Annotated in this window: 20 protein-coding genes and 2 rRNA genes (1 of these 22 only partly in view); 19 read left to right on the top strand and 3 right to left on the bottom strand. The window is 44.3% G+C overall.

Annotation, left to right across the window (positions count from 1 at the left end; translation table 11 throughout):
- The 11 genes from ACCB35_RS20170 to ACCB35_RS20120 form a co-directional block, all read left to right on the top strand.
- Nucleotides 1-1,644: ribosomal RNA gene (locus tag ACCB35_RS20170) — 23S ribosomal RNA — on the top strand; it begins 1,291 nt to the left of the window's first position.
- 101 nt (nt 1,645-1,745) lie between these two features.
- Nucleotides 1,746-1,862, top strand: a 5S ribosomal RNA gene (rrf, locus tag ACCB35_RS20165).
- 170 nt (nt 1,863-2,032) lie between these two features.
- Nucleotides 2,033-2,869 carry a tyrosine-type recombinase/integrase gene (locus ACCB35_RS20160; RefSeq protein WP_374055054.1) on the top strand — a complete coding sequence of 279 codons (837 nt, stop codon included), beginning with the start codon at nt 2,033-2,035 and terminating at the stop codon, nt 2,867-2,869.
- Between the two features lie 27 nt (nt 2,870-2,896).
- On the top strand, nt 2,897-3,097 hold the full coding sequence (locus tag ACCB35_RS20155) for a hypothetical protein (RefSeq protein WP_374055053.1): 201 nt from the start codon (nt 2,897-2,899) through the stop codon (nt 3,095-3,097).
- Nucleotides 3,098-3,222: 125 nt separating this feature from the next.
- The gene (locus ACCB35_RS20150; RefSeq protein WP_374055052.1) at nt 3,223-5,031 is read left to right on the top strand and encodes a hypothetical protein; all 1,809 of its coding nucleotides are present in this window, start codon (nt 3,223-3,225) and stop codon (nt 5,029-5,031) included.
- Between the two features lie 185 nt (nt 5,032-5,216).
- The gene (locus ACCB35_RS20145) at nt 5,217-6,044 is read left to right on the top strand and encodes an SGNH/GDSL hydrolase family protein (RefSeq protein WP_374055051.1); all 828 of its coding nucleotides are present in this window, start codon (nt 5,217-5,219) and stop codon (nt 6,042-6,044) included.
- 449 nt (nt 6,045-6,493) lie between these two features.
- Complete coding sequence (locus tag ACCB35_RS20140) at nt 6,494-8,122, top strand: cell wall-binding repeat-containing protein (protein ID WP_374055050.1); 1,629 nt, start codon at nt 6,494-6,496, stop codon at nt 8,120-8,122.
- A gap of 335 nt (nt 8,123-8,457) precedes the next feature.
- Entirely contained in the window at nt 8,458-9,408 is a 951-nt protein-coding gene (locus ACCB35_RS20135; RefSeq protein ID WP_374055049.1) for a hydroxyacid dehydrogenase, read from the top strand.
- 120 nt (nt 9,409-9,528) lie between these two features.
- Nucleotides 9,529-9,873 carry a UxaA family hydrolase gene (locus tag ACCB35_RS20130; protein ID WP_374055048.1) on the top strand — a complete coding sequence of 115 codons (345 nt, stop codon included), beginning with the start codon at nt 9,529-9,531 and terminating at the stop codon, nt 9,871-9,873.
- A gap of 2 nt (nt 9,874-9,875) precedes the next feature.
- Nucleotides 9,876-11,033: a UxaA family hydrolase gene (locus ACCB35_RS20125; RefSeq protein ID WP_374055047.1), complete on the top strand. Its 1,158-nt coding sequence runs from the start codon at nt 9,876-9,878 to the stop codon at nt 11,031-11,033.
- 57 nt (nt 11,034-11,090) lie between these two features.
- Nucleotides 11,091-12,188, top strand: coding sequence for an Ldh family oxidoreductase (locus ACCB35_RS20120; RefSeq protein ID WP_374055046.1), 1,098 nt, complete (start codon nt 11,091-11,093; stop codon nt 12,186-12,188).
- A 51-nt stretch (nt 12,189-12,239) separates the two neighbouring features.
- On the opposite strand, the gene ACCB35_RS20115 is transcribed toward ACCB35_RS20120, so the two are convergent.
- On the bottom strand, nt 12,240-12,938 hold the full coding sequence (locus ACCB35_RS20115; protein ID WP_374055045.1) for a FadR/GntR family transcriptional regulator: 699 nt from the start codon (nt 12,936-12,938) through the stop codon (nt 12,240-12,242).
- A gap of 176 nt (nt 12,939-13,114) precedes the next feature.
- Nucleotides 13,115-14,179: a YeiH family protein gene (locus tag ACCB35_RS20110; RefSeq protein WP_374055044.1), complete on the bottom strand. Its 1,065-nt coding sequence runs from the start codon at nt 14,177-14,179 to the stop codon at nt 13,115-13,117.
- A gap of 433 nt (nt 14,180-14,612) precedes the next feature.
- Between ACCB35_RS20110 and ACCB35_RS20105 the strand changes: the two genes are divergently transcribed.
- The 4 genes from ACCB35_RS20105 (at nt 14,613) to ACCB35_RS20090 (ending at nt 20,778) form a co-directional block, all read left to right on the top strand.
- Nucleotides 14,613-15,611, top strand: a complete 999-nt coding sequence (locus tag ACCB35_RS20105; RefSeq protein WP_374055043.1) for a DctP family TRAP transporter solute-binding subunit — start codon at nt 14,613-14,615, stop codon at nt 15,609-15,611.
- A gap of 14 nt (nt 15,612-15,625) precedes the next feature.
- Nucleotides 15,626-16,204: a TRAP transporter small permease gene (locus ACCB35_RS20100; protein WP_044338459.1), complete on the top strand. Its 579-nt coding sequence runs from the start codon at nt 15,626-15,628 to the stop codon at nt 16,202-16,204.
- Nucleotides 16,205-16,222: 18 nt separating this feature from the next.
- On the top strand, nt 16,223-17,503 hold the full coding sequence (locus tag ACCB35_RS20095) for a TRAP transporter large permease (RefSeq protein WP_374055042.1): 1,281 nt from the start codon (nt 16,223-16,225) through the stop codon (nt 17,501-17,503).
- Nucleotides 17,504-17,700: 197 nt separating this feature from the next.
- On the top strand, nt 17,701-20,778 hold the full coding sequence (locus ACCB35_RS20090) for a cell wall-binding repeat-containing protein (protein WP_374055041.1): 3,078 nt from the start codon (nt 17,701-17,703) through the stop codon (nt 20,776-20,778).
- Nucleotides 20,779-20,843: 65 nt separating this feature from the next.
- Here ACCB35_RS20090 and ACCB35_RS20085 read toward each other — a convergent pair whose 3' ends face one another.
- A complete protein-coding gene (locus ACCB35_RS20085) occupies nt 20,844-22,208 on the bottom strand; it encodes an FAD-binding oxidoreductase (RefSeq protein WP_374055040.1) in 1,365 nt (454 codons plus the stop codon).
- 173 nt (nt 22,209-22,381) lie between these two features.
- Here ACCB35_RS20085 and ACCB35_RS20080 point away from each other — a divergent pair, with 173 nt between their 5' ends.
- From ACCB35_RS20080 to ACCB35_RS20065, 4 genes are all read left to right on the top strand, one after another.
- Nucleotides 22,382-23,050, top strand: a complete 669-nt coding sequence (locus ACCB35_RS20080) for a GntR family transcriptional regulator (protein WP_374055039.1) — start codon at nt 22,382-22,384, stop codon at nt 23,048-23,050.
- Nucleotides 23,047-24,057 (top strand): DctP family TRAP transporter solute-binding subunit, encoded by a 1,011-nt coding sequence (locus ACCB35_RS20075; RefSeq protein WP_374055038.1) that lies wholly within the window; start codon nt 23,047-23,049, stop codon nt 24,055-24,057. Before ACCB35_RS20080 ends, ACCB35_RS20075 begins: the two co-directional genes overlap by 4 nt.
- Nucleotides 24,058-24,121: 64 nt before the next feature.
- The gene (locus tag ACCB35_RS20070) at nt 24,122-24,613 is read left to right on the top strand and encodes a TRAP transporter small permease (RefSeq protein ID WP_374055037.1); all 492 of its coding nucleotides are present in this window, start codon (nt 24,122-24,124) and stop codon (nt 24,611-24,613) included.
- Nucleotides 24,610-25,893, top strand: coding sequence for a TRAP transporter large permease (locus tag ACCB35_RS20065; RefSeq protein WP_374055036.1), 1,284 nt, complete (start codon nt 24,610-24,612; stop codon nt 25,891-25,893). Before ACCB35_RS20070 ends, ACCB35_RS20065 begins: the two co-directional genes overlap by 4 nt.
- Nucleotides 25,894-25,917: the final 24 nt, after the last annotated feature.

The following is a 25,917-nucleotide window of genomic DNA, read 5'->3' as shown; positions in this document are numbered from 1 at the left end:
AAGTGAGAATGCCGGTATGAGTAGCGAAAGATGGGTGAGAATCCCATCCACCGAATGCCTAAGGTTTCCTGAGGAAGGCTCGTCCGCTCAGGGTTAGTCGGGACCTAAGTCGAGGCCGATAGGCGTAGACGATGGACAACAGGTTGATATTCCTGTACCACCTCTTTTCCGTTTGAGCAATGGGGGGACGCAGGAGGATAGGGTAAGCGCACTGCTGGATATGTGCGTCTAAGCAGTTAGGCTGATGATGAGGCAAATCCCATCATCGTGAAGGCTGAGCTGTGATAGCGAGCGAATTATAGTAGCGAAGTTCCTGATTCCACACTGCCAAGAAAAGCCTCTAGCGAGGAAAAAGGTGCCCGTACCGCAAACCGACACAGGTAGGCGAGGAGAGAATCCTAAGGTGAGCGAGAGAACTCTCGTTAAGGAACTCGGCAAAATGACCCCGTAACTTCGGGAGAAGGGGTGCTCTGGTAGGGTGCAAGCCCGAGAGAGCCGCAGTGAATAGGCCCAGGCGACTGTTTAGCAAAAACACAGGTCTCTGCGAAGCCGTAAGGCGAAGTATAGGGGCTGACGCCTGCCCGGTGCTGGAAGGTTAAGAGGAGTGCTTAGCGCAAGCGAAGGTGCGAATCGAAGCCCCAGTAAACGGCGGCCGTAACTATAACGGTCCTAAGGTAGCGAAATTCCTTGTCGGGTAAGTTCCGACCCGCACGAAAGGCGTAACGATCTGGGCACTGTCTCAACGAGAGACTCGGTGAAATTATAGTACCTGTGAAGATGCAGGTTACCCGCGACAGGACGGAAAGACCCCGTGGAGCTTTACTGTAGCCTGATATTGAATTTTGGTACAGCTTGTACAGGATAGGTAGGAGCCTTGGAAGCCGGAGCGCCAGCTTCGGTGGAGGCATCGGTGGGATACTACCCTGGCTGTATTGAAATTCTAACCCGCGCCCCTTATCGGGGTGGGAGACAGTGTCAGGTGGGCAGTTTGACTGGGGCGGTCGCCTCCTAAAGAGTAACGGAGGCGCCCAAAGGTTCCCTCAGAATGGTTGGAAATCATTCGCAGAGTGTAAAGGCACAAGGGAGCTTGACTGCGAGACCTACAAGTCGAGCAGGGACGAAAGTCGGGCTTAGTGATCCGGTGGTTCCGCATGGAAGGGCCATCGCTCAACGGATAAAAGCTACCCCGGGGATAACAGGCTTATCTCCCCCAAGAGTCCACATCGACGGGGAGGTTTGGCACCTCGATGTCGGCTCATCGCATCCTGGGGCTGTAGTCGGTCCCAAGGGTTGGGCTGTTCGCCCATTAAAGCGGTACGCGAGCTGGGTTCAGAACGTCGTGAGACAGTTCGGTCCCTATCCGTCGTGGGCGCAGGAAATTTGAGAGGAGCTGTCCTTAGTACGAGAGGACCGGGATGGACGCACCGCTGGTGTACCAGTTGTCTTGCCAAAGGCATCGCTGGGTAGCTATGTGCGGAAGGGATAAGTGCTGAAAGCATCTAAGCATGAAGCCCCCCTCGAGATGAGATTTCCCATCACGTAAGTGAGTAAGATCCCTAGAAGATGACTAGGTAGATAGGTCAGAGATGGAAGCATGGCGACATGTGGAGTTGACTGATACTAATCGATCGAGGACTTAACCACAAAGAGTCATTTTTAAATGAACAACATTGGTCGGTATTCGGCTTTCTTGACATCAATTCTTTATCTAGTTTTGAAGGAACAACCCTTCAATTGAATATTCGTCTGGTGATAATGGCGAAGAGGTCACACCCGTTCCCATGCCGAACACGGAAGTTAAGCTCTTCAGCGCCGATGGTAGTTGGGGGATCTCCCCCTGTGAGAGTAGGACGTCGCCAGGCAAATATGAAGAAAGAGTAGCTCTTAGGAGTTACTCTTTTTTCGTTTGGTTAAAAGTCTAATTTGGAAAATCGAATCAATTCTTTCTCCTTACATTCGGAGAAGTTGACTTCTTCATCTATAAGTTCTACGATAATAGTAAATAGAGGTTTGATTCGAAAGGGTGGTACTCTTGCAAGGATCCAGTACTACGATTGATCAGTTTTTAACATGGCTTGAACATGAAGGAAAATCATCAAATACCATCTCGACTTACCATCAGGAGCTTAAAAAATATGAGAAGTGGCTTCAACAGAATCACAGAGAGTTAATGGACATTACTCAGCGTGACGTTCAGGATTATATTCTATTTTTAGAAGAAAAGGGTAAGAGTCCGATCACGACGGATAAAATCTTGGGAGTGATACGTACTTTTGCAAAATATTTAAAACGGCCTGACATTACGTTTGATATAAAGATCAAACAAGGAAGCAAAAAGGATGAAATCGAAACGCTTTCTAAAGAAGAATGTGAAGCACTTTTATCAGAAGTAAGAGAAAGTGAAAATGAAAGAAATATAGCGATTGTGTATATGCTGCTTCATACCGGCATACGGGTGTCAGAGCTTTGTGCCCTGAATACAGCGGATATAGACCTTGAAACAAAGCAAGTAAGGGTTTCGGATACTCATGGGGATCAACGGATCATTCCTCTTTCGGATGAAGTTGTGCATTCTCTTTCTGACTATATGGATGCTATCAAACCAAAGGAAGCGCTTTTCGTTTCCAAATCGAATGAGCGCTTAACGGAGAGATCGGTCCAGTATATGCTTAAGAAGTTTCATATAAATGCCCAAAAGCTGCGCCATACATTTTGCCAGCATCTTATCGATCAGGGTGTCAGTATTGAAATTGTATCTAAGTTGGCGGGGCATAGGGATATCAATGTAACGAAGAGGTATGCGAAGTCACACGTGCCTGAAACAGAATATGAAAATGCAATCAGACGAACGTTTTCGAAGGATTGTTAAAATCATTTTAAGTGAGGTGCCAAAAAAGTGAAGGATGATTTAGCACATAAAAGATGGATGACAAAACCTGCACATATCCGAGAGAAATTTGAAGGAAATGTATATTGTCGGGCTTGCGGTGTCACGACGATTGTTGATTACAGTGTGGATTCTGATAATCATAATATTGTCCTTAAGGGAAGCTGCAAGACATGTGGGGGAAAAGTAGCAAGAGTCATTGAGTCATAATGAAAGAACTCCTTTATCAGGTTCATGGTAAAGGAGTTCTTTTTATTCAATGTGCGATTTTGTTCCAAGGAAGAATGATATAATGGTTTTTCAACTACTTGTTTTTTCACGTATCAGGAGGACTCATGCTTACGTCAATACTATTACTATTCTTGTTATTTCTTTCCCTTGCCGGGTGGGGGATGTTTTTTCTATATAAGGTAAAGGTTCATCCTGCATTTATTCCTTTATTTCTATTTTCCAGTGTCACGACGGTGCTATTTGGAGCCGGGTTGCTTCATCGAATGCCATTCGCCACGAATAGCATCTATTATTCCGGTTTGTTTTTATGTTTGATTTATCTCATATTATTCATTCTTAAAAAAATCCCGTTTCAGCCTTTGTTGCATCCCTCGCTTGTGTTCTTTTCCATATCTGTTCTGTTTGTCATGCTCTATATGAGGGGGACTCTCTTTTTAAACTATGATGATTTCAGCCACTGGGGATTGGTGGTGAAGGAGATTGTGAGGCTTGATGGTCTGCCGGATGCCAGTACTTTGGTTACTTTTCAGAACTATCCACCTGGGAGTGCCGTGTTTATTTACTATTTTCTTAAGCTTTTAGGATTCTATGAAAGTTTGGCTTTGATGGCACAGGGATTCTTGACTATGGCTGGATTCACAGCTCTATTCACATGGAGTTCCTGGAAAAAGCCATGGACGGTCATCCTGCCTTGGGTCATCTCCTTTACCCTTCTATTAGTGAATGCAAAAATCTTTTACAGTTTACTGGTGGATATTATTCTGGGGTCGGTGGCGTTGGCGATTCCTTTAATCGCCTATTACTATCGTAAGGATTGGAAAAGACTGCTGCTCGTGAATCTTCCGATAGTGATAGTCTTGATTCTATTAAAGGATAGTGGGAAGGTCTTCCTGCTTTTTAACGGGATTGCCATACTGGGGATACTCATTACTTCTCATCGGGAAGGAATTGAAAAGAGAATCGATAAGGTCATGCCTTATGCTTCTTTGGTTCTGTTGTTGATTCTTCCTTTAGTGGTGAATCTACTTTGGCACACGTATACGTTACAAGCCTATAGTGAGAGTTACGGAGACAATAAGTTTGCGATTACAGAGGATAAACTGCAGGATATCCGGAAATCGGAGGAGTTTTTAGCAGGCTTTGATGGAATGATGCTGGACGCAGCGTTTAATCCTTTGTCGTCTCCTCATGTGATGGCGTTACTGGCCGTCAATCTGATTGCCCTTTTACTAATCGTCAAAATGAAGCGCAAAACGCCTAATGAACTGGTGGCTTCATTTGTATTGTTTAATCTCTTTTATGTGCTGTACATGTGTTCGCTTTATTATATGTATGTGTATCTGATGCCTGAGAATGAAGCGTCAAGGCTTGCAGGGTTTAACCGCTACCAGTCGACCATCACCGTATATGCAGGCGGCATGCTCATGACGGTGGTTGCTTATGTATGGTCCAACTATGTGAAATCCTTTAAAAGGGTGACGGGCATCCTGATGGCGGCCTGCTTCTTAATCCCGTACATCGGACACCTGGAAGTATTGGTGACCCGGCCGGAAGCACATGTTGAGCGTCGGGGCGATGTGAAGGAGTATTCTTCTGTGATTAAAACATCAGGGGTAACGGAACCTATGATTACGTATTATAGTCCAGGCAGTGCGGATGACGGAGGTTATTTCAGCTATTTGATCAGGTACGAACACCTGTCAATGAATTATTCTTTCATCAAGGGTGCCAAGACAGAAGATCAGCTCTCGTATTTAAAGGAAGTTTTGAGGAAATCTGATTTTCTGATGGTGCTGGATCTCGACTTATATATACGAGAAGGGTTATCCGAGTATACTGAAAATGAAATTTCTGAAGGGGTGTACCGGGTAAAACACGAGAATGATAGGTTTGAACTTGTGCCGGTGCGTTAGGGTGTGTGGAAGTCTATCTTTTTAAGATAGGCTTTTTTATTAAACGTCTAACGGATGGATTTCATCCAAATAAAACCAGTTATTTTGTCGTAACTTTTCGAACCTCCATCTACACGTATATACAAATTCTGAACTCTATCTCCTCTATCATATGATTCATAGACTTTACGTTATGGGGGATGAGGATGAAGAAGTTTTTGTTAGTCGGTCTTGGCGTGATTACATTATCAACGCTTGCAGGTGGAAAGTATCATTGGGATCAAAGGGTCGAGGCCGTCCAGGTTAACGTCCATACAGAAAAAGTAGCCGGCGTTCAGGCGGTGAGTGAAGAAGAGCGTAAAGAAAACGAGAAAGAAAAAGCAGCGGCTGAAGAAGAAAAGAAGAGGCTGATAAAACTGGATAAGCTAAATTATCTTCCTCCAGAATTAAAAGAAGCGTTTAAGAAAAAGATTGAAGGTAATGAACCCGTTCATTTGGTGATTCTTGGCTCTTCTTCTACTCCTGGGAAGGAAGGGGCGTGGCCCAAAGAACTAGAAAAGGCGCTTCTCGACACGTACGGTCATGATTTGATAAAGGTGACGTTGAAAGAAATCGCCGGAAAAACGTCAGAACAGGTTGTGAAGGAGGAATTACATAAACCACTGGCTGAAATGAAGCCGGATATACTCTTATTGGAACCATTTCTTTTGTATGACAACGGGGAAATCAGGATGTCGAGCCGCATTAAAAATCTTGAGACGATCCTTGGGGATTTCAAGAAACAGAATCCTGAAGTCACCTTTATCATCCAACCGGCCAATCCAATTCCGGGTGCTTATTACTACCCGCAGGAAGAAGCTGATCTAGAGAAGTATACGCGGGAGAAAAAATATGTGTATCTTAACCATTGGGATGCATGGCCGGATTACAATAATAAAGAAATTAAGGACTATTTAACAGAGGAAAATATACCTAACGAAAATGGAAATAAGGTCTGGCTCGATTATTTAATGAAGTATTTTATAAGGGGATAACTTATCGAAGTCTTCAATCCATCGCGGGTTGAAGGCTTTTTTAATGAAAATGGCCATTATAAGAAAGAGGACGGGCACAGCGGGATCGATCTACATACTTAATTTTGACTCATGGTAGTGTAATTTCCGGAGTAATTGTTCTTTCATTTTTTCGTCAAGACAATCTTGTATCAGGGTGTAATAGTAAGTGGCGAGAAACCTATGGATCATCTTCATTGCGATCTTCACTCCTTTTATTTGCTTATTTTATTTTCCACTATAAATCACCTCGAATATATAGGGATTGTTATTTATTTTTATTACATAATTTGCAGGTGTGATTGTCAGAGCTCACATAACTGCTCCTAAAGGATCAAATTGCGGGTTTTGTCGATTGAAAATAGGAGGAATATCCTAATTTCTTGGCAAATACTTATAATTGGATTGCCAAATTAGAGAGGAGAACTACCTTGAAAAAAGACCTGAAACATTCTTTGAAAGTGTTGACCGGAGCAATGACAGTGGCATTAATGATGACACCGACGATGGCTTTTGCTGAAATGAAAGAAGAGCAGACGTATGTAGATTATCTTGCTTTAGGAGATTCGTTGGCGGCAGGGGTGCTGTATGACAACTCGCTAGGTAAGGGCTACCCTGATTTCCTTGCAGACGAATTTAAGGAAGATGGCTTTCATGTAGATTTTAACAAGAGCTTTGCCGTACCGGGTTATACGTCTAAACAGGTATTGGCGGACATACAAGATCCTGCAAAGGGTTTGCAGAAAGAAATCATGGAGGCTGATACCATTACATTGGACGCTGGTGCCAATGACTTACTGCAATTGATTGAACAGAAGGATGGCAGGATTTCAATCGATCCAGTAAAAGTACAGGCAGCCCTTCAGGAAGTGGGTGTGAATATCGGTACCTCTTTAGGCATCATCCGTCAATTAAACCCTGACGTTTCGGTGTATGTGATGGGTTATTACAATGCATTCCCTTATTTGCCACAAGAGACCCAGGCACAGTTAAAACCTGCTTTAGATGGATTGAACCAAGCCATTCAAGCAGCTAGCGTGCAGGGGGGAGGCGTGTTTGTCCCGGTTGAAGAAGCGATGGCCGATAACTTCCAGGTGAAACTTCCGAACCCGCAAAATGTACATCCTAGTGAAGCGGGATATGAAGCGATGGCTGACGAGTTCTGGAAAGTCATGGAGCCGGTCACCGATACAGTTGGAAAATCAACGGCCCGTTTATATGGACAGGATCGTTACGGAACAGCGGCTGAAATCTCGGAAGAAAGCTGGGAGTCTGTTGATACCGTCATCATAGCAAGAGGAAACGAGTATCCCGATGCACTAGTCGGAACACCCCTTGCTTATCAGTTGGAAGCGCCGATCTTGTTGACGAATGGCGCCACGTTATCCAAGGAGACTGTAGAAGAAATCGACCGTCTCGGAGCGGAGCATGCGTTGATTCTCGGTGGGGAAGGAGCCGTCCCTAAGAAGATTGAGGCGGAATTGGATGAATTGGGATTAAGCGTGGATCGAATCGGAGGAAACGACCGTTTTGAAACAGCCGCGTACGTCGCGAATGAATTGGGTCATTCAGAAACGGCAGTGGTTGCCTATGGATATGACTTCCCTGATGCTCTTGCCGTTGCTCCATACGCAGCCCAGCATGGATATCCAATCCTGTTAACGAAAACAGATTCCATTCCGGAACCGACCGGCTTTGCCCTTCAAGATATAGAGAACACCTACGTAATTGGGGGAGCCGGGGTCATCGGTGAAGATTTAACGTTTAAAAATGGAGAGCGTTTGGCTGGTGACACGCGTTACGATACAGCTGCCGCCATCTATAACAAGTTCCAAGGTCCAACAAGCCATGCCGTAGTTGCAACCGGCCAGGACTTCGCTGATGCACTTACGGGATCTGTGTTTGCTGCCATAAATGAGGTTCCGTTATTGCTGGTGAAGAAGGATGACTTGCCTCAGCAGACAAAAGGTTTGGTGATGGAAAATGGTTTGAAGCACTTTATGGTATTAGGTGGAGAAGGTGCTGTTGAGAGTGGTGTTGTTGAGAAGTTAGTGGAGTAGAGTGGATTAAAGCGATCAAAAGGGTCCTGGACTATTTTCAAGTAGTCCAGGACTTTCTTTATGTGTTAAACGTTCGTTTAACAGATTCTATTATGGCTGTAATAGGGCCTGATTTGCTTAATCAAACGTTTGTTTAAATATTAAGGGCAGAAATTGCAAAGCGGCTATTCTTCTTGAAGGGGTTTTAACGACTATGTAGAACCTAATAGTAGAACGGAACATAAAGAATATTCAAAAAATATTGACCGGGTAAACCAGAAATGATTAAATAATAAGTAGTAATTGGTTGGGTGACTGAACCAAAAAGAAGTGGCTTTTAAAAGGGAGGAATTTAAATGAAAGCATTGATCACAGAGTTAATCTGGAAAGAAGGCATTGATGAACTGAAGGAACAAGGATTTGAGGTCGACTATGATGAAACCCTTTGGACCGACAGAGAGAGGTTACTTGAGATCCTTCCTCAATATGATGCGGTGATTGTAAGAAACCAGACGATCGTCGACGAAGAATTAATGGAAGCAGGCAGCCGCCTTAAGGCGATCGGAAGGCTCGGGGTCGGGTTGGATAATATTGATGTTAAACGGGCGAAAGAGAAGGATATTCCGGTGGTGTTTGCCCGTCATGCAAACGCAACTTCTGTAGCGGAATATGTACTCGCTGCGATTCTAAGCTCATCAAGACCCCTTCATTTGGCAGATGCGGATGTTCGAAACGGACAGTGGAACAGAAAGAAATACACAGGTGGGGAGCTTTATCAGAAAACACTTGGATTGATCGGACTTGGGGAAATTTCCCACCGTGTGGCAAAGCGCGCCAACGCATTTGGCATGAACATCATCGGGTATGACCCGTTCATTACAGAGTATGATCATGTGGTGTCAGAAACGGGTGTACATGTAAAAGAAACCCTTCAGGAACTGTTGATGGAATCCGATTTCATTTCCCTCCATGTCCCTCTTACTCCATCAACCGAGCATCTCCTTTCAACATCCGAGTTAAATAGGATGAAGCCTTCTTCTTATGTCATTAATACTTCCAGAGGGGGCATCATTGATGAACAAGCACTGGCTACAGCCTTACAGAACCAACAAATTGCAGGAGCTTACCTCGATGTGTTGGAGCAGGAACCGATACTGGACTCACATCCCCTGCTTCTTTGTGAAAGCGTTACCATTACTCCTCATATCGCAGGATTGACTGAAGAATCTCAAGTCCGTACGTCCTTTCTGGTGGCCAAGGAAATCGGGAAAGTGCTAAAAGGCGAGCGTTCCCTCTGCACTGTGTAATTTGTCGAAAATAAATTCTGAAAATTTAAATAATCTCATTGACTAACAGATTGATAGGTGGTTTAATAAAGATAGATTAAGTGGTTGGGTCACTCAACCAATTTAAAAGGAGGCACCATAATGAGTCACAATAGTCAGGCAGGTACGGTTACGGAAAGAAATGCTCCAGATTCAAAAGCGGTGAGCACTCATAAGTTTCTTATCCATCACAATGGTGATCACGTAGGAGTTGCCACATCACCGATTGCAGCAGGGGAAAAGGTTGTGGGGATCTTCATGGATGACAATTCAGAAGTGGAAGTTACCTCAAAAGGGGATGTTCCATTAGGCCACAAAATCTCATTGGTTACTTTAAACAAAGATGAACCAGTGCTGAAATATGGGGTTCAAATCGGTATTACAACAGAAAAATGGGAAGTAGGCGACTACGTCCACACTCATAATATTAAAACGGCGAGGTGGTAAGGATGGAACAAACATTATATGGTTATCGCAGAGAAAATGGGAAAGTTGGAATTCGTAATCATGTCATTATTTTACCTGTAGATGATATTTCAAACGCTGCTTGCGAAGCAGTGGCAAGACAAGTCCAAGGTACAATGGCTTTGCCTCACGCATATGGAAGACTACAGTACGGACCTGATCTTGATTTGCATTTCAGGACAATGATCGGAACGGGATCCAATCCTAACGTAGCGGCTGTCGTGGTCATTGGAATAGAAGAAAACTGGTCGAAGAAAATTGCTGACGGGATTGCTGAGACCGGAAAGCCTGTTACGTACTTCTCCATTGAAGGAAACGGGGATTTAGAAACGATCCGTGCTGCTTCATGGAAAGCGAAGGAGTATGTCCAGTGGGCTTCGGAGCTTCAGAAAGAACCGGTTGAACTGAAGGACTTAACTGTCAGTATCAAGTGCGGTGAGTCTGATACGACGACAGGTCTTGGATCATGCCCTACTGTGTCCCAGGCGGTTGACCGTTTGGTTGAAGCCGGCGCTACTGTTTTCTTCGGGGAAACATCGGAATTGACAGGCGGGGAACATCTCATCCGCGACCGGATGGCGACGCCTGAGTTACACGAGAAATTCATGGCGGTTTACAATGACTATGTAGGTGAAATTGATTCAAAGGGAGTCGATTTATTGGGATCCCAGCCTACTCAAGGTAATATTGCCGGTGGACTCTCCACCATTGAAGAGAAGGCACTAGGGAACATTGCCAAGACCGGAACGAAAGAGGTCATCGGGGTCTTGGATCCTGCAGAAGCACCTGCCAATGGCAACGGTCTGTATTTCATGGATACGTCCTCTGCAGCGGCAGAATGTATCACCCTGATGGCAGCTGGTGGAGCGGTTCTGCACCTTTTCCCTACAGGTCAGGGGAATATCATCGGTAACCCGATCGAGCCGGTTGTGAAAATTACGGCGAACCCGATTACGGCGGGTACGATGAGTGAACATATCGATGTGGATGTGCAAGGACTCCTCTCTCGTCAGATTTCCTTGGAGCAAGCGGGAGATCAGTTAATGGAAATGATCTGCCGTACGGTGAATGGTCGACTCACTTGTGCAGAAGCATTAGGTCATAAAGAATTCGTCATGACGAAATTATATCGCAGTGCCTGATTTCTTACTCCCTGCACATTTTATGTGTGGGGAGTCCATGTTTACGGGGAAAACATTATGAATGAGAAGGAGCAGAAAATGACTACGTATGCTGAATCTGATTTACGACAATTTTGCAAGACACTGTTGGAGGAAATGGGGATGATGGAGGATCATGCTGCAGTCGTCTCTGAATCCCTTTTAAGGGCTAATTTAGAAGGGGTGGATAGTCATGGTATCAGCAGGCTTCCCATCTATGCTAAGCGCTTCAGCGATCAAAGGATCAACCTGAATCCATCCATCCAGATGGAGCAAAGAAGTCCTTCTGTTCTCGTAGTGAACGGTGATAATGGGCTTGGTCATGTCATCAGCTATAAGGCGATAAATAAAGGAATCGAGATGGCAAAACAGAGCGGTGTAACAGCCATCGCAATTAAAAATAGTAATCACTTCGGGACAGCCTCTTATTTTTGTCAACTGGCTTGTGAACAGAATCTTGCTTGTATCGGTTTCACAAACTCGCCCCCGGGTATAGCTCCTTGGGGAGGGAAGGAAGCTTTCTTTGGCACGAACCCCATGGCATTTGGTTTTCCTACGGGGGATGATCAACCTGTCATTATCGATTTATCGACAAGCATTGTAGCAAGGGGAAAAATCATTTTAGCGGAGAAACAGGGACAGACGATACCGGATGGATGGGCGATCGATGAAAAAGGGGAACCGACCAATGATCCCAAAGCGGCTTTGAACGGTTCTGTCCTGCCTTTAGGAGGAGCAAAGGGATCAGCCCTGGCACTGGCCGTCGAAATCCTTACAGGCCTCTTGACGGGGGCGGCATTCGGGCCTCATGTGAAGAGTATTTATGAGGATGGGGAAAAGGAAAACGCAAATGTGGGTCACTTTTTCATTCTGATGGACATAGAAAAATTCATGAACCTGAATGTATTCTTTGAGTCTATTAAAAGCTTATTAGTGGAGATGAAAGCTGTCCCGAAAGCACCTGGGAACGATGAAATCCGCTATCCAGGGGAAAGAAGGAAAAGGGAGCGGGATAAACGTCAGCTGGAAGGAGTACAATTATCCCAAAGTGTATCGGATGAGTTGCAATCATTAGGCAGCCAATTTGGAGTTGAATTCCCTTCCCCACTGTCTTCTCAACAACCTATCAAAAACTAACACAAAAGAGCCGGCTTCCAGGGTGAGGAAGCCGGCTCTTTCAATATAAGGTTATAGGGAATCTATATTTTCCTTGATGGAATGTTCTACGCTCTCTATATGTTCTTTCATATATTTCTGGGCCAGATTAATATTGTTTTGTTTCATGGCTTCCAGTATCTTGGCATGCTCCTGGACAGACTGTATGGCTCTGCCGGGAATTTGGATCGACTTGGTACGTGATTCCGATAGAAGGTCAATAAGGAAATTCATGATTCGGATGAGAACAATGTTATTAGAATTGTTCGCTAAAGTTAAATGGAATTTATGGTCAAGCTCTGCCAGCCTCTCATGATTCACTTCGCCGGCGCCGAGAATCTCATTGGCTTCTTCCAGGATGTGTTCCAATTCACGGAATTGCTCTTCGTTGGAGTTTTCAATGGACCATTTGACCGTCCATTCTTCGAGAATCTTACGTACGGAGAAGAAATCATTAATCTGATCAGAAGATACAAAGAAGGCTTCTGTCATTTTTTGTATCTGATGTTCAGGTGTGGCAACGAATACACCTGTTCCGTGTTTTGCTGTGATATAGCCGTAAGCTTCCAGGATCTTATATGCTTCCCTCACCGTATTCCGGCTGACGGAAAGCTCGATTCCCATTTCCCGTTCCCCGGGAATTTTGTCTCCGACTTTGAATTCTCCATCTTGTATTTTCTTTTTTATGCTATCTGCCACTTGTTCAGATATGCCTTTTCGATTTAATTGCATACAATCGCCCCTATCCATCTGTGAAATGGTAGCTGTCATCAGGTTTGCTCAACCTTCTTAGACTTATCATTTTTCTGATTCTCATATGAATAGATACATGTCATGACAGGTATTATTCTGTATATTCAGTGTACCATGTCGAGTGGCTCAACCTCTAGTGAAATATTTGGCAGCGCTTACAACTTAGTAAGGAGAATACCCAATAGGATCAATGCAAAAGATCCTGCGACACCAGTCACGAGCACCTTAGAACTTAGTTTTTTGAATTCCGCGAAGTTGACGCTAAGGCCAAGACCCGCCATGGCCATGGATAATAGTAAAATACTCAATGCAATGAGCATTTGTGTAAATGTGTCAGGAAGGATTCCCACAGTATTGATTAAGCACATGAACAGGAATCCGAAAATGAACCAAGGGACGGGCAGGTCTTTGAATGTCCGCTTCTGTGCAGAGGCATTCCCTCTTTTTTTGGAAAACATGGACCCCAATATAATTGCAACAGGTATAAGAAGGGCAACTCTCCCAAGCTTAACAAGTATGGCTGTATCGCTGCTGACGTCGCCACCCGGGGCAGCGGCTGCGATCACGTGGGCAAGCTCGTGCAGGGTTGAACCTGTCAACACCCCGTATTCATATGGAGTGAAACCGAGTACTGGGTAAAGAAACGTATAGAATATCGTAACGATCGTCCCCATGATGGCAATGAAGGCCACTGAAATAGCAGTGAGTTCCTTTTTTGCCCCGATAAGCGGCGCAACGGCGACGATGGCTGCAGCTCCGCATACGGCCGTTCCGACTGCAATCAAAGTAGAGAGGTGACGATCAATGGACAGGAGCTTTCCGAGATACATCATGAAAACCAATGTGAACACGATGACCAACACATCGATGATCACAATCGAGAAACCTGCCGAAAGGATTTGTTCAAAGTTTAATCTCAATCCCATCAGAATGATTCCTGCCCTCAGTAGAATTTTGCTGCTGAAGGTGATTCCTGGCGCTGCGTCTGCAGGGACCTCCATCAATCCTTTCCAGCTCATCCCGAGAAGAATGGAAATGATCATCACACCCATGACGGAGAAAACGGGATATTCGGCTACAATCCCAGCAAGTAAAGCAAGTACTAATGTCAAGATGACCCCTTTCATCCAACCCTTTTTCAATTGTAGTGATTTACGCATCTTTCTGGATTCCAAGGAAATGGACGATTCTTTCGTCTTTGCGGCTCCAATTGGACTCACTTCAAAACCCCCTTTAATTCATATGAAATTTACATGAATGGTACAGTGACCCAACCAATATAATTTAATTAAACCACTATTAATGTCTTCATTCAATGATTATTTTTCTGTAAATCATGAAAAAGTATTGATTTTTTTGAAAATTGAAAATAAAATAAGTGGTAGTGGTTGGGTGACTGTACCTAAATGCAGACAATGCTGCTGTGTTCCCTAAGTCCCATTTCTTTTAAACGGGAAGGACTTGGCATGGAGAGTCAAGAATACATAGCATGGAATTCCTTTAGTAGGTTAAACGTTGTCACCCCTTGGAGTTGAAGAAGTCATGATGATGGCCATGTCATGGCTTTTACTGAAATTTTTCATCTAGAATGTAATCAATTCATCTACAGAAAAAATTGTAAGGGCTTACATTTTGTTAGTAGGAGGGTGTTACATGAAAAAGTACATGGCATTTCTGACCATCATCATGATGATCCTGGTGAGTGGATGTTCCAACATGGCAAAAGGAAATGAACGATCTGCAGAATATGTCCTGAGGCTCGGGCATTTACAGACGGAAACGCATCCTTATCACAAAGGGGCGTTAAAATTTAAAGAGCTCGTGGAAGAAAGATCGAATGGGAAGATTCAAATCGATATTTTCCCGAGCAGTCAGTTAGGGAACGGCCGAGATCAAATAGAAGGTGCCCAGATCGGGTCCATACATTTCCACATCGGTTCTGTTGCTCCTGTCACCAACTTTGCGCCGAAGTTCAATCTTCTCAATCTTCCATACCTATTTGAAAGTAGGGAACATGCTTTCAAAGTGCTGGATGGCGAGATCGGGGACGATATCGCTTCCGACCTGGAGAATAGGGGACTCATTAATCTCGGATATATGGAAAACGGCTGGAGGCATATGACGAATAACAAGAAGCCGATTAAAACCAGTGCTGATGCAGCGAATTTGAAGCTCCGTGTCCAAGAATCACCACCGTATATTTCTTTCATCAAAGCACTTGATTCCACTCCTGTCCCCATCCCGTTCGGGGAATTGTATACAGCTTTAGAGCAGCATGTGGTTGACGGCCAAGAAAATCCACTGGCCCAGATTTACCTTAATAAATTCAATGAAGTCCAACAACACTTATCCCTGACCGCCCACAACTACGATGCAGCCGTATTCATCATGAGTAAAACAACCTTTGACACCCTCCCTGAAAATCTACAAGAAGTGGTCGATGAAGCTGCAAAAGAAGCCGTCCAATATGAACGCCAGGTAGCCCTTGAAGACGAAGAGAAACTTCTCGAGGATTTAAAGAAGACAGACATCCAAATCGAGGAAAACCCTGACAGAGAGTCATTCAGAAAAGCGGTCGAACCTGTTTACAAGGAGTTTGAAGCATCCATTGGAAAAGAGTTATTTGAAAAGATCGAAAGTCTACGGGAATAAAAGGGGGCTACACATTGAAACAGTTCATCTCTCATTTGAGTAATAGGGTGGATCGGATCAGTCGGTGGATTATGATAGGGTTCTTTATGATTGCTTTTGTCACCACGGTTTATCAGGTTTTTTCCCGGTTTGTTCTTCAAAGCACATTCTTAAATGAAGCTTTGCCTATGGTTGACTTTTCCGTCTTCAACCTGACATGGGCGGAAGAACTCATTCGTTATTTATTTGTATGGATTGTATTTTTGGGGATAGGGATTGTATATAAAGCAAAAGGTCATGCCCAAGTAGAAATCTTGCATCATTACTTATCTGAAAAACCAAAAAAGTATCTTCATTATTTTATGGAAGCGGTAAACTCAGCCCTGTTTCTTTTCCTCATCGTTTTTGGCGGCAGGATCCTCCAATATACGAATCTGCAAATCTCCCCGGCGATGGGGATCAACATGACGTTCATTTATGTAACAGTACTGATCAGCTCCATCTTCTGTCTTATTCACTCCGTAAACAATATCTATGAGGTGAGACAGGGAAAAGTCGACGTCCAAGATGCGATGAAGGTAGAAGAAGTTCAGCAGCAAACAAATATAAGTTAAAGAAAAGGGGGAGATCGTATGACCGTTGCCATAGTAGCTCTTGGTATTCTGTTTCTTTTAATGCTGATAGGAGTCCCAATTGCCATTTCTCTCATCTGGGCTTCCGTAGCCGGATTCCTGGCAAGTATTTATTATGTACCGCTGGAAGTCATTCCTCAGAGGTTGATCACATCGACGGATTCATTTCCGCTACTCGCCATCCCGTTCTTTATGCTGACAGGAGAGTTCATGATGTCGGGAAGCATGGGGAGGAGGATTGCGGCCTTTGCCTTTGCTACGGTCGGCTGGATACGTGCAGGCCTGGCACAGGTATCTACGCTGACGAGTATGTTTTTTGCAGGGATTTCAGGTTCAGGGGCAGCTGATACGGCTGCAGTCGGGAAAATGATGATTCCCATGATGGAGCAGAAAGGATATGACAAAGGTTTCGCTGCTGCCACGGTAGCAAGTGCAGGGACGATTGCAGTGGTCATTCCCCCTTCCATTCCCATGATCGTATATGGCGTCACTGCGGGGGTATCAATCGGGGATTTATTTACGGCAGGGATTGTACCGGGAATCATCATCGGTCTTTCCATCATGATGGTAAATTATTGGATTACCAGAAAGAACAATTATTCCGAAGAAGCTGGAAAGTTTGAATTCACTACGTTTAGACGTACCTTATTCGAAGGGGCACTTGCCCTCGTCCTGCCGCTGATCATTATTTTCGGAATCCGCGGAGGGATCTTCACCCCGACCGAAGCGGGTGCTGCAGCTGCAGCGTATGCGTTCATTATTAATAAATTCGTGTACAAAGATATGGATTGGAAGGACATACCGGAATCATTCCTTCGAGCTGGTAAGATGACAGCGATGGTCGTATTCATCATCGCAGCGGCCAACTTATTCGGTTGGTTATTGACGGCAGAACAGATTCCGCAGCAACTGACCCAGCTTGTGACAAGCATCTCGGATAATAAGTTACTCATCTTACTCATGTTCAATGTCATTTTCTTCATCGCAGGATGCTTCTTGAATGCTTCCGCCGCGATTACGATCTTGACGCCGCTGCTCCTGCCAATAGCCATGGGAGTGGGGATCGACCCTGTATTCTTCGGAGTCGTCATGGTTGTGAATCTTTCCATCGGATTGATCACGCCTCCAGTGGGACTGGACCTCTTTATCGTAAAAGGAATCGCAGATGTCTCCTACGATAAACTGATCCGGGCCGTCACACCATTCATCGTCGTCATGATATTTGACCTATTACTCATCACCTACTTCCCGGCCCTGTCCATGTTCCTGACCCAATTATAAGGAGGGACGGACCTCCATTTTTGATAGAGCCAGCCCCTGTTCATCGTGAACAGAGGCTGGCTCTTTATTTGTTTCTTGATCAGGTATACCACTATTAGTATCCTATATTTTTCCTATAAATATAATATATTTCCAATTTATGCATTCTATGGTTTAATAGATTCTGTAGTTCATTTTATAACATAGTGGAGGTTCTAATGAAAAAGAAGATTCGTAGTTTCGTAGCTTTGGTTTTCGTTTTTTCGTTGATCTTCAGCCAGTTTTCCATGATGGAAGCGGGGGCGGAAGAGTCTGGTGTACCGAATGAGGAAGGAACGTTGACGATCGGGACACCGGTCGACGGGGAATTCGATGTCTCTGAAAATGTTCATTGGTATAAGGTCGATCCTTCGGAAAGGGAAATCACCGACTATACTCATTTACGAGTGAAGCTTCAATCAGAATCAGAAATCAATGTGACGGTTTATTCCAGTCTGGAAAATGCCATCGATAATCGCGCTTTTGAGCGTTATATGAGCTATTCCTATCAAGATGAACCAGCGATCATCGACTTCCCTATTTCCTGGATAGGCCCTTATTATATCAAGATCGAGTCTTATGGTATGGAAGAAGAATATCCAGAGTTCGAAGAAGAGTTTGAAGATATGGTGACTCCTTACACGATCAGCTATGATGGCGTTACGCTGCCTCCATCTGACGAGGCCATTGCTGAGGAGTGTCCTGCGGAGTTAAGCACGAAAGAAAGAGAAAATGGAAAAAGTATCTTAAGAGATTTACGTACCGTTCGTGAAACGGTCTTGGCGAAAACGGAAAAAGGCCAGGATCTATCGGCTCTTTACTACAAAGCGGCTCCATTCATCAGTTCGAAAATGGTGTTCAGCAAAACGCTGCGTGACAGTGTTTACCGTGATCTTGTTCAATTAAAGGACCTGTTTGCCGATGTAGCAGCGAATGGCAGTGCAAGCTCCTACAAAATCACGAAAGAAGACCAGAATGCGATCAATTCTCTGTACAACCATGCACTGGAATCGACTCCTGCATTTATTCAGGAGAATATCGAAAACACAGGTAAAAGTGTCGGAATTTCGAATCTGACGAATAAAACGGCTTCTTCCATCTTGGCTAAAGCGGGGCTTTCCCCTATTAAGGCTGCCGGTGATGAAACCCGTTTAATCGTGAAATTAAAGGATAAAAAAGATGCAGCCAGTATCCAGAGGAAAACAAAATCAATGGGTGTTGAATCCATTTCCCCGTTAAAGGCGAAGGATTCTTTCTTCTCTAATATGTATGTGGTAGAAGTCGGTGGAGACGCTGGAAAAGTGTCCACGGCTTCGGTAAAAACTGCTTCAAAAGAGATTGCGGAACTGCCTGAAGTCGAGTTTGTTGAACCAATCCAACAATATAAAACTCTGTCTTCCGATGCTCAATATCCTTACCAGTGGTCACTTAAGAATAATGGTGACAACGGTGGTACCCCGGATGCTGATATTCAGTACGAACAGCTTCAGGAGCTTCTGAAAGAAAAAGATCTTGAAGATACGGTCATTGCTGTAGTGGATACGGGCGTAGACCACACGCTTGCAGATCTGAGCAGTACTGTATTGACTAATGATGGCTATAATTTTGTTGGCCGCAATTCGGATGCAATGGATGATCACGGTCATGGGACCCATGTATCCGGAATCATCGCAGCAGAAGCGAATAATCACTATTCGATGGCAGGAATCAATCCTCACACGAAGATCCTTCCTGTTAAAGTACTTGATGCATCCGGAAGCGGTGATACAGAACAAATCGCTTACGGGATCAAATATGCAGTCGATCACGGAGCCCAGGTCATTAACTTAAGTCTTGGCGGATCATATAGCCGTGTGATTGAGTATGCTCTCAAATATGCTTATGACCACGGGGTGACCGTTGTAGCTGCTACAGGTAATGATGGGATGGAAGAAATTTCTTACCCTGGTTCATCAAAGTATGTGGTTTCTGTTGGAGCGACGAATAATATGGACCTTGTATCTGACTACTCAAACTTTGGAAGCGGGATCGACCTGGTTGCACCGGGAACGAATATCCCGAGCCTTGTTCCGGATGGAAACGTAAGCTATATGAGTGGAACGTCCATGGCCACTCCTCACGTGGCGGCAGTTGCTGGTTTGCTGCTTTCCCATGATGCCGCGTTAACACCTGCTCAAGTTGAAAGAGTGTTAACAAGGACAGCTGTCGATATTACCTTCGCCGAAGAGGATAATCCGGGTAACGGCTATTATTATGAAGATGAGTATCCGTACCCGGCAGAACTGGTTCTTCCAGGATATGATACTGTTTCCGGCTGGGGAAGATTGGATGCCTTAAGTGCCGTTACAGGGATCGATCAAGCGAATATTGGAACGGAACGAATCTTTGGAACCGATCGTTATGAGACGGCAGTGAAGATTTCAAGTAAAGGATGGGAGCAATCGGATGTAGCGGTCATTGCAACAGGGCATAATTACCCGGATGCACTAAGCGCCACACCTCTTGCTTATCACCACAATGCACCGTTATTGTTAACCAATACGACAGCCCTTCCTCAGTCGGTGAAGGACGAACTAAAACGCCTGAAAGTGAAAAAGGTGGTTCTCGTCGGAGGGAAATCGGTCATTTCGGCCAATGTGGAGAAAGAAGTCAAAGATTTAGGAATCAAGACGATTTCACGCATCTCAGGAGTTGATCGTTATGAAACATCCGTGAAGATCGCTGAAGAGTTAGGTTTCACTGATCGAGCAGTCGTGGCAACGGGGCAAAGCTTCGCGGACGCCCTTTCCATTGCGCCGATAGCTGCTTCCCTGGAAATGCCGATATTATTAACAAAGAAAAGCGGAACACCGGAATCTGTTCGCAGCTATATGGAAGAAAGCATGTTTGAGCAGTTCTACGTAATCGGCGGTGAATCCGCCATCCCGGAAATGGTGGCTGAGGAGTTCATGAACTATGAGCGTTTAAGTGGAAGTGACCGTTATGAAACGAATAGCAGCATCATCCACTACTTCGCTGGGGAATTGAACATGTCCACACCATTCATCGCAACAGGCAAGAACTACCCGGATGCACTGGCTGGTTCTGCACTGGCAGCTGCAGAAGGCAATCCCGTAGTACTGACTCACCCGAGAGAGGCACAGTTTACAACGATGGATACCCTTTCTACGTTTGCTCCGGTAACAGATATGTATTATATTCTCGGTGGAGAAGGAGCCGTATCTGATTCGGTGGTTGAATCTCTATTAGCACAATAATGAATAATAAGAAACCTCCATTTGATGCATTCGTGTATCGAATGGAGGTTTTTATAGTTCTGAGTTTAATAGAATATCTTACCTGGGTTCAATCTATTTCTGGGATCCAGGAGTGTTTTAAATGATTTCATCACTTCGACAGCCCTTCCATGTTCCATTTCCTGATACTTCATCTTCCCGAGGCCAACACCATGTTCGCCCGTACAGGTACCGCCAACTTCTATTGCTTTCAAAACCAGTTTCTCATTAATCGTTTCTGACTGTTTCACTTCACCGGGATCATCCGGGTTATATACGATGATTGTATGGAAGTTCCCATCTCCCACATGTCCGAAAACCCCTCCGGCAAGGCCGCTTTCTTCTATATGTTCACGGGCAAAGACGACTAAGTCTGCGAGTTTAGAAATGGGAACACATACGTCTGACCCCGCTACGGCCATTCCTTTAATATGACGATAGGCATAGGCCAGCTCATGCCGCGCACGCCACAATTCAGTGCGTTCTTTTGACCCGCTGGCACGAGCCCAGTTCCCGCATCCCGATTCCTCCATTAATTCTTGTACAAAGGAAGCTTCTTCCTCTGCTGAAACCAGGGTACCTGAGAATTCGAAAAACAGGGAATGGGCTTCGGGGAATCGATAGTCTCCATAGGCATTTACTTGCTTGATGCTGCTGGCATCCACAAGCTCCATTCTTACTATAGGGATGCCGCTCATTAAAACTGCATGAGCAGCCTCCGCACATGCTTTAGGTGAAGGAAAGGTGCAGCGGGCAGCGATGGTGTGTTCCGGGATGCCATGCAGTTTTAAGGTGATCTCTGAAATGATCCCCAATGTTCCCTCTGACCCTACAAATAGGCTGTTCAAATGATAACCGCTTGAAGATTTTTTTGCTTCACTACCTGTTTTTATGATTCTGCCGTCTGATAAGATCACTTCCAAGTTCAACACCTGATCCCTCATCGAGCCATACCGGACGGCAGTTGTACCACTGGCATTCGTTGCAGTCATTCCGCCTATGCTCGCATCAGCACCGGGATCGATTGGAAAATATAGTCCATGCCGATTTATTTCTTTATTGAGCTCCAAACGGGTGATTCCGGGTTGCACCGTAACCGTTAAGTCTTCGGGGTTAAAGGAAGTTATTCTTTTCATTCGTTCAAAGTTCATTGAAATTCCACGTTTTACAGGTATAGATTGACCATCTAATCCTGAGCCGGCCCCATAGGGAGTTACCGGGATATCATATCGATTAGCTACCTGCAAGACAGCGGTAATATCGTCCCTCGTTTCGGGAAACACCACAACTTCCGGTTCAGAAGGAGGATGAAATGATTCATCTTTACTATGCCGATATCGGTCACCTGCACTTGTGCTTATTTTTTCTTTCGTAAGAATAGCGGTTAATTCTGTCAACCAATCTATGGTCAATCCAATTCACCTTCCTAATATTTAAAATATTCTAAAATTTATATTTACAAATAGACTAGCATAAATTATCATACTTGTATACGGTATACCTCTTCATTAAGTATGCGGTATACCACCAAATCACCTAGTCATCATGAATAGAAAATAAAAATAAAAGGATAGGAGGGAGTGACTTGCAGAGAATCATTAAGAAGGAAACGTTAGCTGAGCAAGCCTTCAATTTAATCAAGAAAGACATTATTTCTGGTAAGTTGGCACCCGATGAAGAACTTCCGGAGAAGAAGCTTGCTGAGGAGTTAGGAATCAGTCGAACCCCGATTCGGGAAGCGCTGAAGAGACTCGCTGCTGAAGGGCTCATCATGATTTCAGATGCTAAGATGGCGACGGTCGCTTCATTTACTGAAGAAGACGCGTTACAGTTCCTTGAAATCCGTGAATTATTAGAAGTATATAATCTTGAAATCATTGTAAATACATTTCAAGATCGTTTACTTGATGAATTAAAGGAAAACTTGAAATCACAATGGAAAGCGATTACAGAAGATTGTTACGAAGAGTTCATTGAGCTTGATCGTAAGTTTCATCTTCTGTTAGCAAAAGAAAATCCAAACCCCAAGCTTAGAGATATGATACATACTTCAAATACCGGAGTGAACCGTGCATTTCTTGTTCTTTCAAATACTCTCCGGTTAAGTGCGAAAGAGGCTTATGAAGAACATATTCGCATCTTCACGGCACTCCAATCAAAACATGTCGAAGCAGCCAAAAAAGAGATGTCGGCTCATATGAAAAACATTGAACGCAGAATTCAAGGATATTATCAAGAGGAGGAAGCAAATTGAAAAAATTCATTCCATTATTATTGATTGCCATTCTGATTATATCAGCATGCGGACGTCCCAGTGGTTCTTCCAGTGAAGGTAATGAAGACACGTACACAATTCGGATTGCTCACTTAGTACCAGAGGAACAGTCTTCACATGTTGCAGCGGAAACATTTAAAGAAAAACTGGAGAAAGAATCAGATGGTCGTATTAAAGTAGAGCTTTACCCTAATGGTCAGCTTTATGGATCAGATCGCGAAGCAATTGAAGCTGTTCAATTAGGGAACATTGAAATGACGATTCCCGCCGTTGCCCCCCTTGCCTCATTTAATGAAAAGTTCTTAGTGTTCGACTTACCTTTCCTCTTCAATAGTAATGAAGCAGCTTATAAAGCTCTTGATGGTGAACTGGGTCAAGAACTGATGGCCGATTTAGAAAAGAATGACCTTAAAGGCCTGGTATTTGGAGAAAATGGTTTCCGCCACATGTCAAATAATAATGGGCCGATTGAGAATCCCGACCAACTGAAAGGATTGAAGTTCAGGACTCTGGAAAATCCTCTTCACACAGATACGTTTAAAGCATTCGGAGCTAACGCATCACCGTTCGCATTTGGTGAATTATATACTGCACTGCAGCAGGGGACATATGATGCTATGGAATGCCCGGTTTCCCTTTATTACACGAATAAGTTTTATGAAGTTCAGGACTATCTATCGCTGACGGGACATGTGTATGCGGCAACTGCCTTGCTAATGAATAATGATTTCTACAATGAATTACCTGAAGATTTGCAAAAATTAGTAACAGAAGCATCTGAAGAATACCGCGATGAGCAACGTGGGTTAGCTCAGGAACAAGATGTGGAATTCTTAGGTAAGCTGAAGGAAAACGGTATGGAGGTGAATGACTTAACGGATGAACAAAGAGATGCTTTCCGTGAAGCGGCATCGTCTGTTTATGACCAATACGTACCGAAAATCGGTGAGGATTTAGTCGACAAGGCGTTAGAGGCAAACAACTAATAACGAAAATAAGAATCAAGGTTCACCTCCTTGATTCTTCGTTTTTTTGAAAGGAGCAGTACACATGAAAAAGAAATTCGAGTACATCGAAGAAATGATTCTAGTCCTCACTTTAGCCATTATGGTCGCCCTTATTTTTGCTCAAGTAGTCGGACGATACGTATTTTCTTCAGCTCCAAGCTGGACTGAAGAAATGGCTCGATATATTCATATTTTCCAAGTTTGGATAGGTGCCAGCTATGCCGTGAAAAAAAGACAGCATATCCGAATCGAGGCATTTATTGATTTATTTAGAGGAACATCAAGAAAAATACTTGAAACATTCGCGTTGATCATTTGGTTTGGACTAGCCGTATTCCTTGCTTTCTTTGGAACGCAACTCGTACTTGCCAGCTTTCAAAACGGACAAATCACCCCGGCCATGCAAATCCCGATGTGGCTGCCATTTCTGGCGATTCCTATAGGCGGGGCTGGAATGGCTCTGCGTCTTGTTCAACAGTTCATCATGATTTGGCGCACGAATGATGATGTGCCTTCTGAGGAGGTACAAGTATGACCATTGCTTTACTCTTTGGATCCCTTGCGCTTTGTTTACTCATTGGTGTTCCGATTGCCATCTCACTTGGGGTTTCAGCTCTTGTAGCCATTTACTTCGGCTCAACATTGCCTCTTGCCATCATTACTCAGAAAGCATTTACATCCCTGGATTCCTTCCCTTTATTGGCGATTCCGTTCTTTATGCTTGCAGGCATTTTAATGGGAAAAGGAGGAGTTTCACAACGGCTTTTAAACCTTGCTACTGCCATGGTTGGGTGGATGGTTGGAGGGCTCTCCATGGTCACCATCGTAGCCTGTATGTTCTTCGCAGCCATTTCAGGATCTGGACCAGCTACTGTTGCTGCCATAGGGGGATTCATGATTCCAGCTATGAGAGCACGTAATTACGGAGGGGGATTTGCCTCAGCCGTGGCAGCTGCAGCAGGATCTATAGGAGTCATCATACCTCCAAGTATTCCTTTTGTATTGTACGGGGTCATCGGCGGAGTTTCTGTTGGAAGTATGTTTCTAGCTGGAATCCTTCCTGGATTTCTCATCGGTCTTGGACTGATGCTTACTGCCTATGTGATTGCGAAGAAAAGGGGATATGCGCCTGAAGAACAAATATCTTTCCGGTTTAAAGATGTGGTGAAAGCAACTAATGATGCGAAATGGGCCCTGCTCATTCCTGTCATTATCTTAGGTGGTATATATGGTGGGGTGTTCTCTCCGACTGAAGCTGCCGTGGTTGCTGTCGTGTACTCATTAATCATTGGTCTATTTGTCTACAAAGAATTAACGTGGAAGTCAGTATTCGAGAGCTTCCGTGAAGCAGTCGTGATTAACGCCACTACTATGATCATTATTGGTTTATCTGTTTCGTTTGCGTACTTTATGACATTAGAACAAATTCCAAATGATATTTCTGCATTCTTAACTGATCTTTCTACGAACCCATTCATTATACTCATTGCAATCAATATCCTTCTCTTAATTGTCGGGATGTTCATTGATACGATTTCTGCTTTAGTAGTCCTTACGCCAATACTACTGCCAATCGTTACAGCAGTAGGCGTAGACCCAGTACACTTTGGAGTCATCTTGGTAGCGAATTTAGCGATCGGGTTTATCACACCACCTTTGGGTGTGAATCTATTCGTAGCTTCTAGTGTAGGAGGGGTGCGATTCGAAAAAATTGCCTGGGCGATTGTACCATTTCTTGTTTCGATGATGATTTGTTTACTCGTTATTACATTTTTCCCGCCGCTATCTCTCTGGTTACCAGGGTTTACGAAGTAGTGTGGAATAGAGAAAGGTGTAGAA

This window comes from Rossellomorea sp. FM04394, assembly GCF_041889765.1.
GTDB lineage: Bacteria > Bacillota > Bacilli > Bacillales > Bacillaceae_B > Rossellomorea > Rossellomorea aquimaris_B.
This window is presented reverse-complemented; position numbering and strand designations above follow the sequence as displayed.

Bases quoted from the DNA above. Each gene is read 5' to 3' on its own strand.
- ACCB35_RS20150 (WP_374055052.1), top strand. From the start codon at position 3,223: ATGCTTACGTCAATACTATTACTATTCTTGTTATTTCTTTCCCTTGCC.
- ACCB35_RS20145 (WP_374055051.1), top strand. From the start codon at position 5,217: ATGAAGAAGTTTTTGTTAGTCGGTCTTGGCGTGATTACATTATCAACG.
- ACCB35_RS20115 (WP_374055045.1), bottom strand. From the start codon at position 12,938: ATGCAATTAAATCGAAAAGGCATATCTGAACAAGTGGCAGATAGCATA.
- ACCB35_RS20130 (WP_374055048.1), top strand. From the start codon at position 9,529: ATGAGTCACAATAGTCAGGCAGGTACGGTTACGGAAAGAAATGCTCCA.
- ACCB35_RS20120 (WP_374055046.1), top strand. From the start codon at position 11,091: ATGAATGAGAAGGAGCAGAAAATGACTACGTATGCTGAATCTGATTTA.
- ACCB35_RS20065 (WP_374055036.1), top strand. From the start codon at position 24,610: ATGACCATTGCTTTACTCTTTGGATCCCTTGCGCTTTGTTTACTCATT.
- ACCB35_RS20125 (WP_374055047.1), top strand. From the start codon at position 9,876: ATGGAACAAACATTATATGGTTATCGCAGAGAAAATGGGAAAGTTGGA.
- ACCB35_RS20135 (WP_374055049.1), top strand. From the start codon at position 8,458: ATGAAAGCATTGATCACAGAGTTAATCTGGAAAGAAGGCATTGATGAA.
- ACCB35_RS20070 (WP_374055037.1), top strand. From the start codon at position 24,122: ATGAAAAAGAAATTCGAGTACATCGAAGAAATGATTCTAGTCCTCACT.
- ACCB35_RS20105 (WP_374055043.1), top strand. From the start codon at position 14,613: ATGAAAAAGTACATGGCATTTCTGACCATCATCATGATGATCCTGGTG.
- ACCB35_RS20095 (WP_374055042.1), top strand. From the start codon at position 16,223: ATGACCGTTGCCATAGTAGCTCTTGGTATTCTGTTTCTTTTAATGCTG.
- ACCB35_RS20090 (WP_374055041.1), top strand. From the start codon at position 17,701: ATGAAAAAGAAGATTCGTAGTTTCGTAGCTTTGGTTTTCGTTTTTTCG.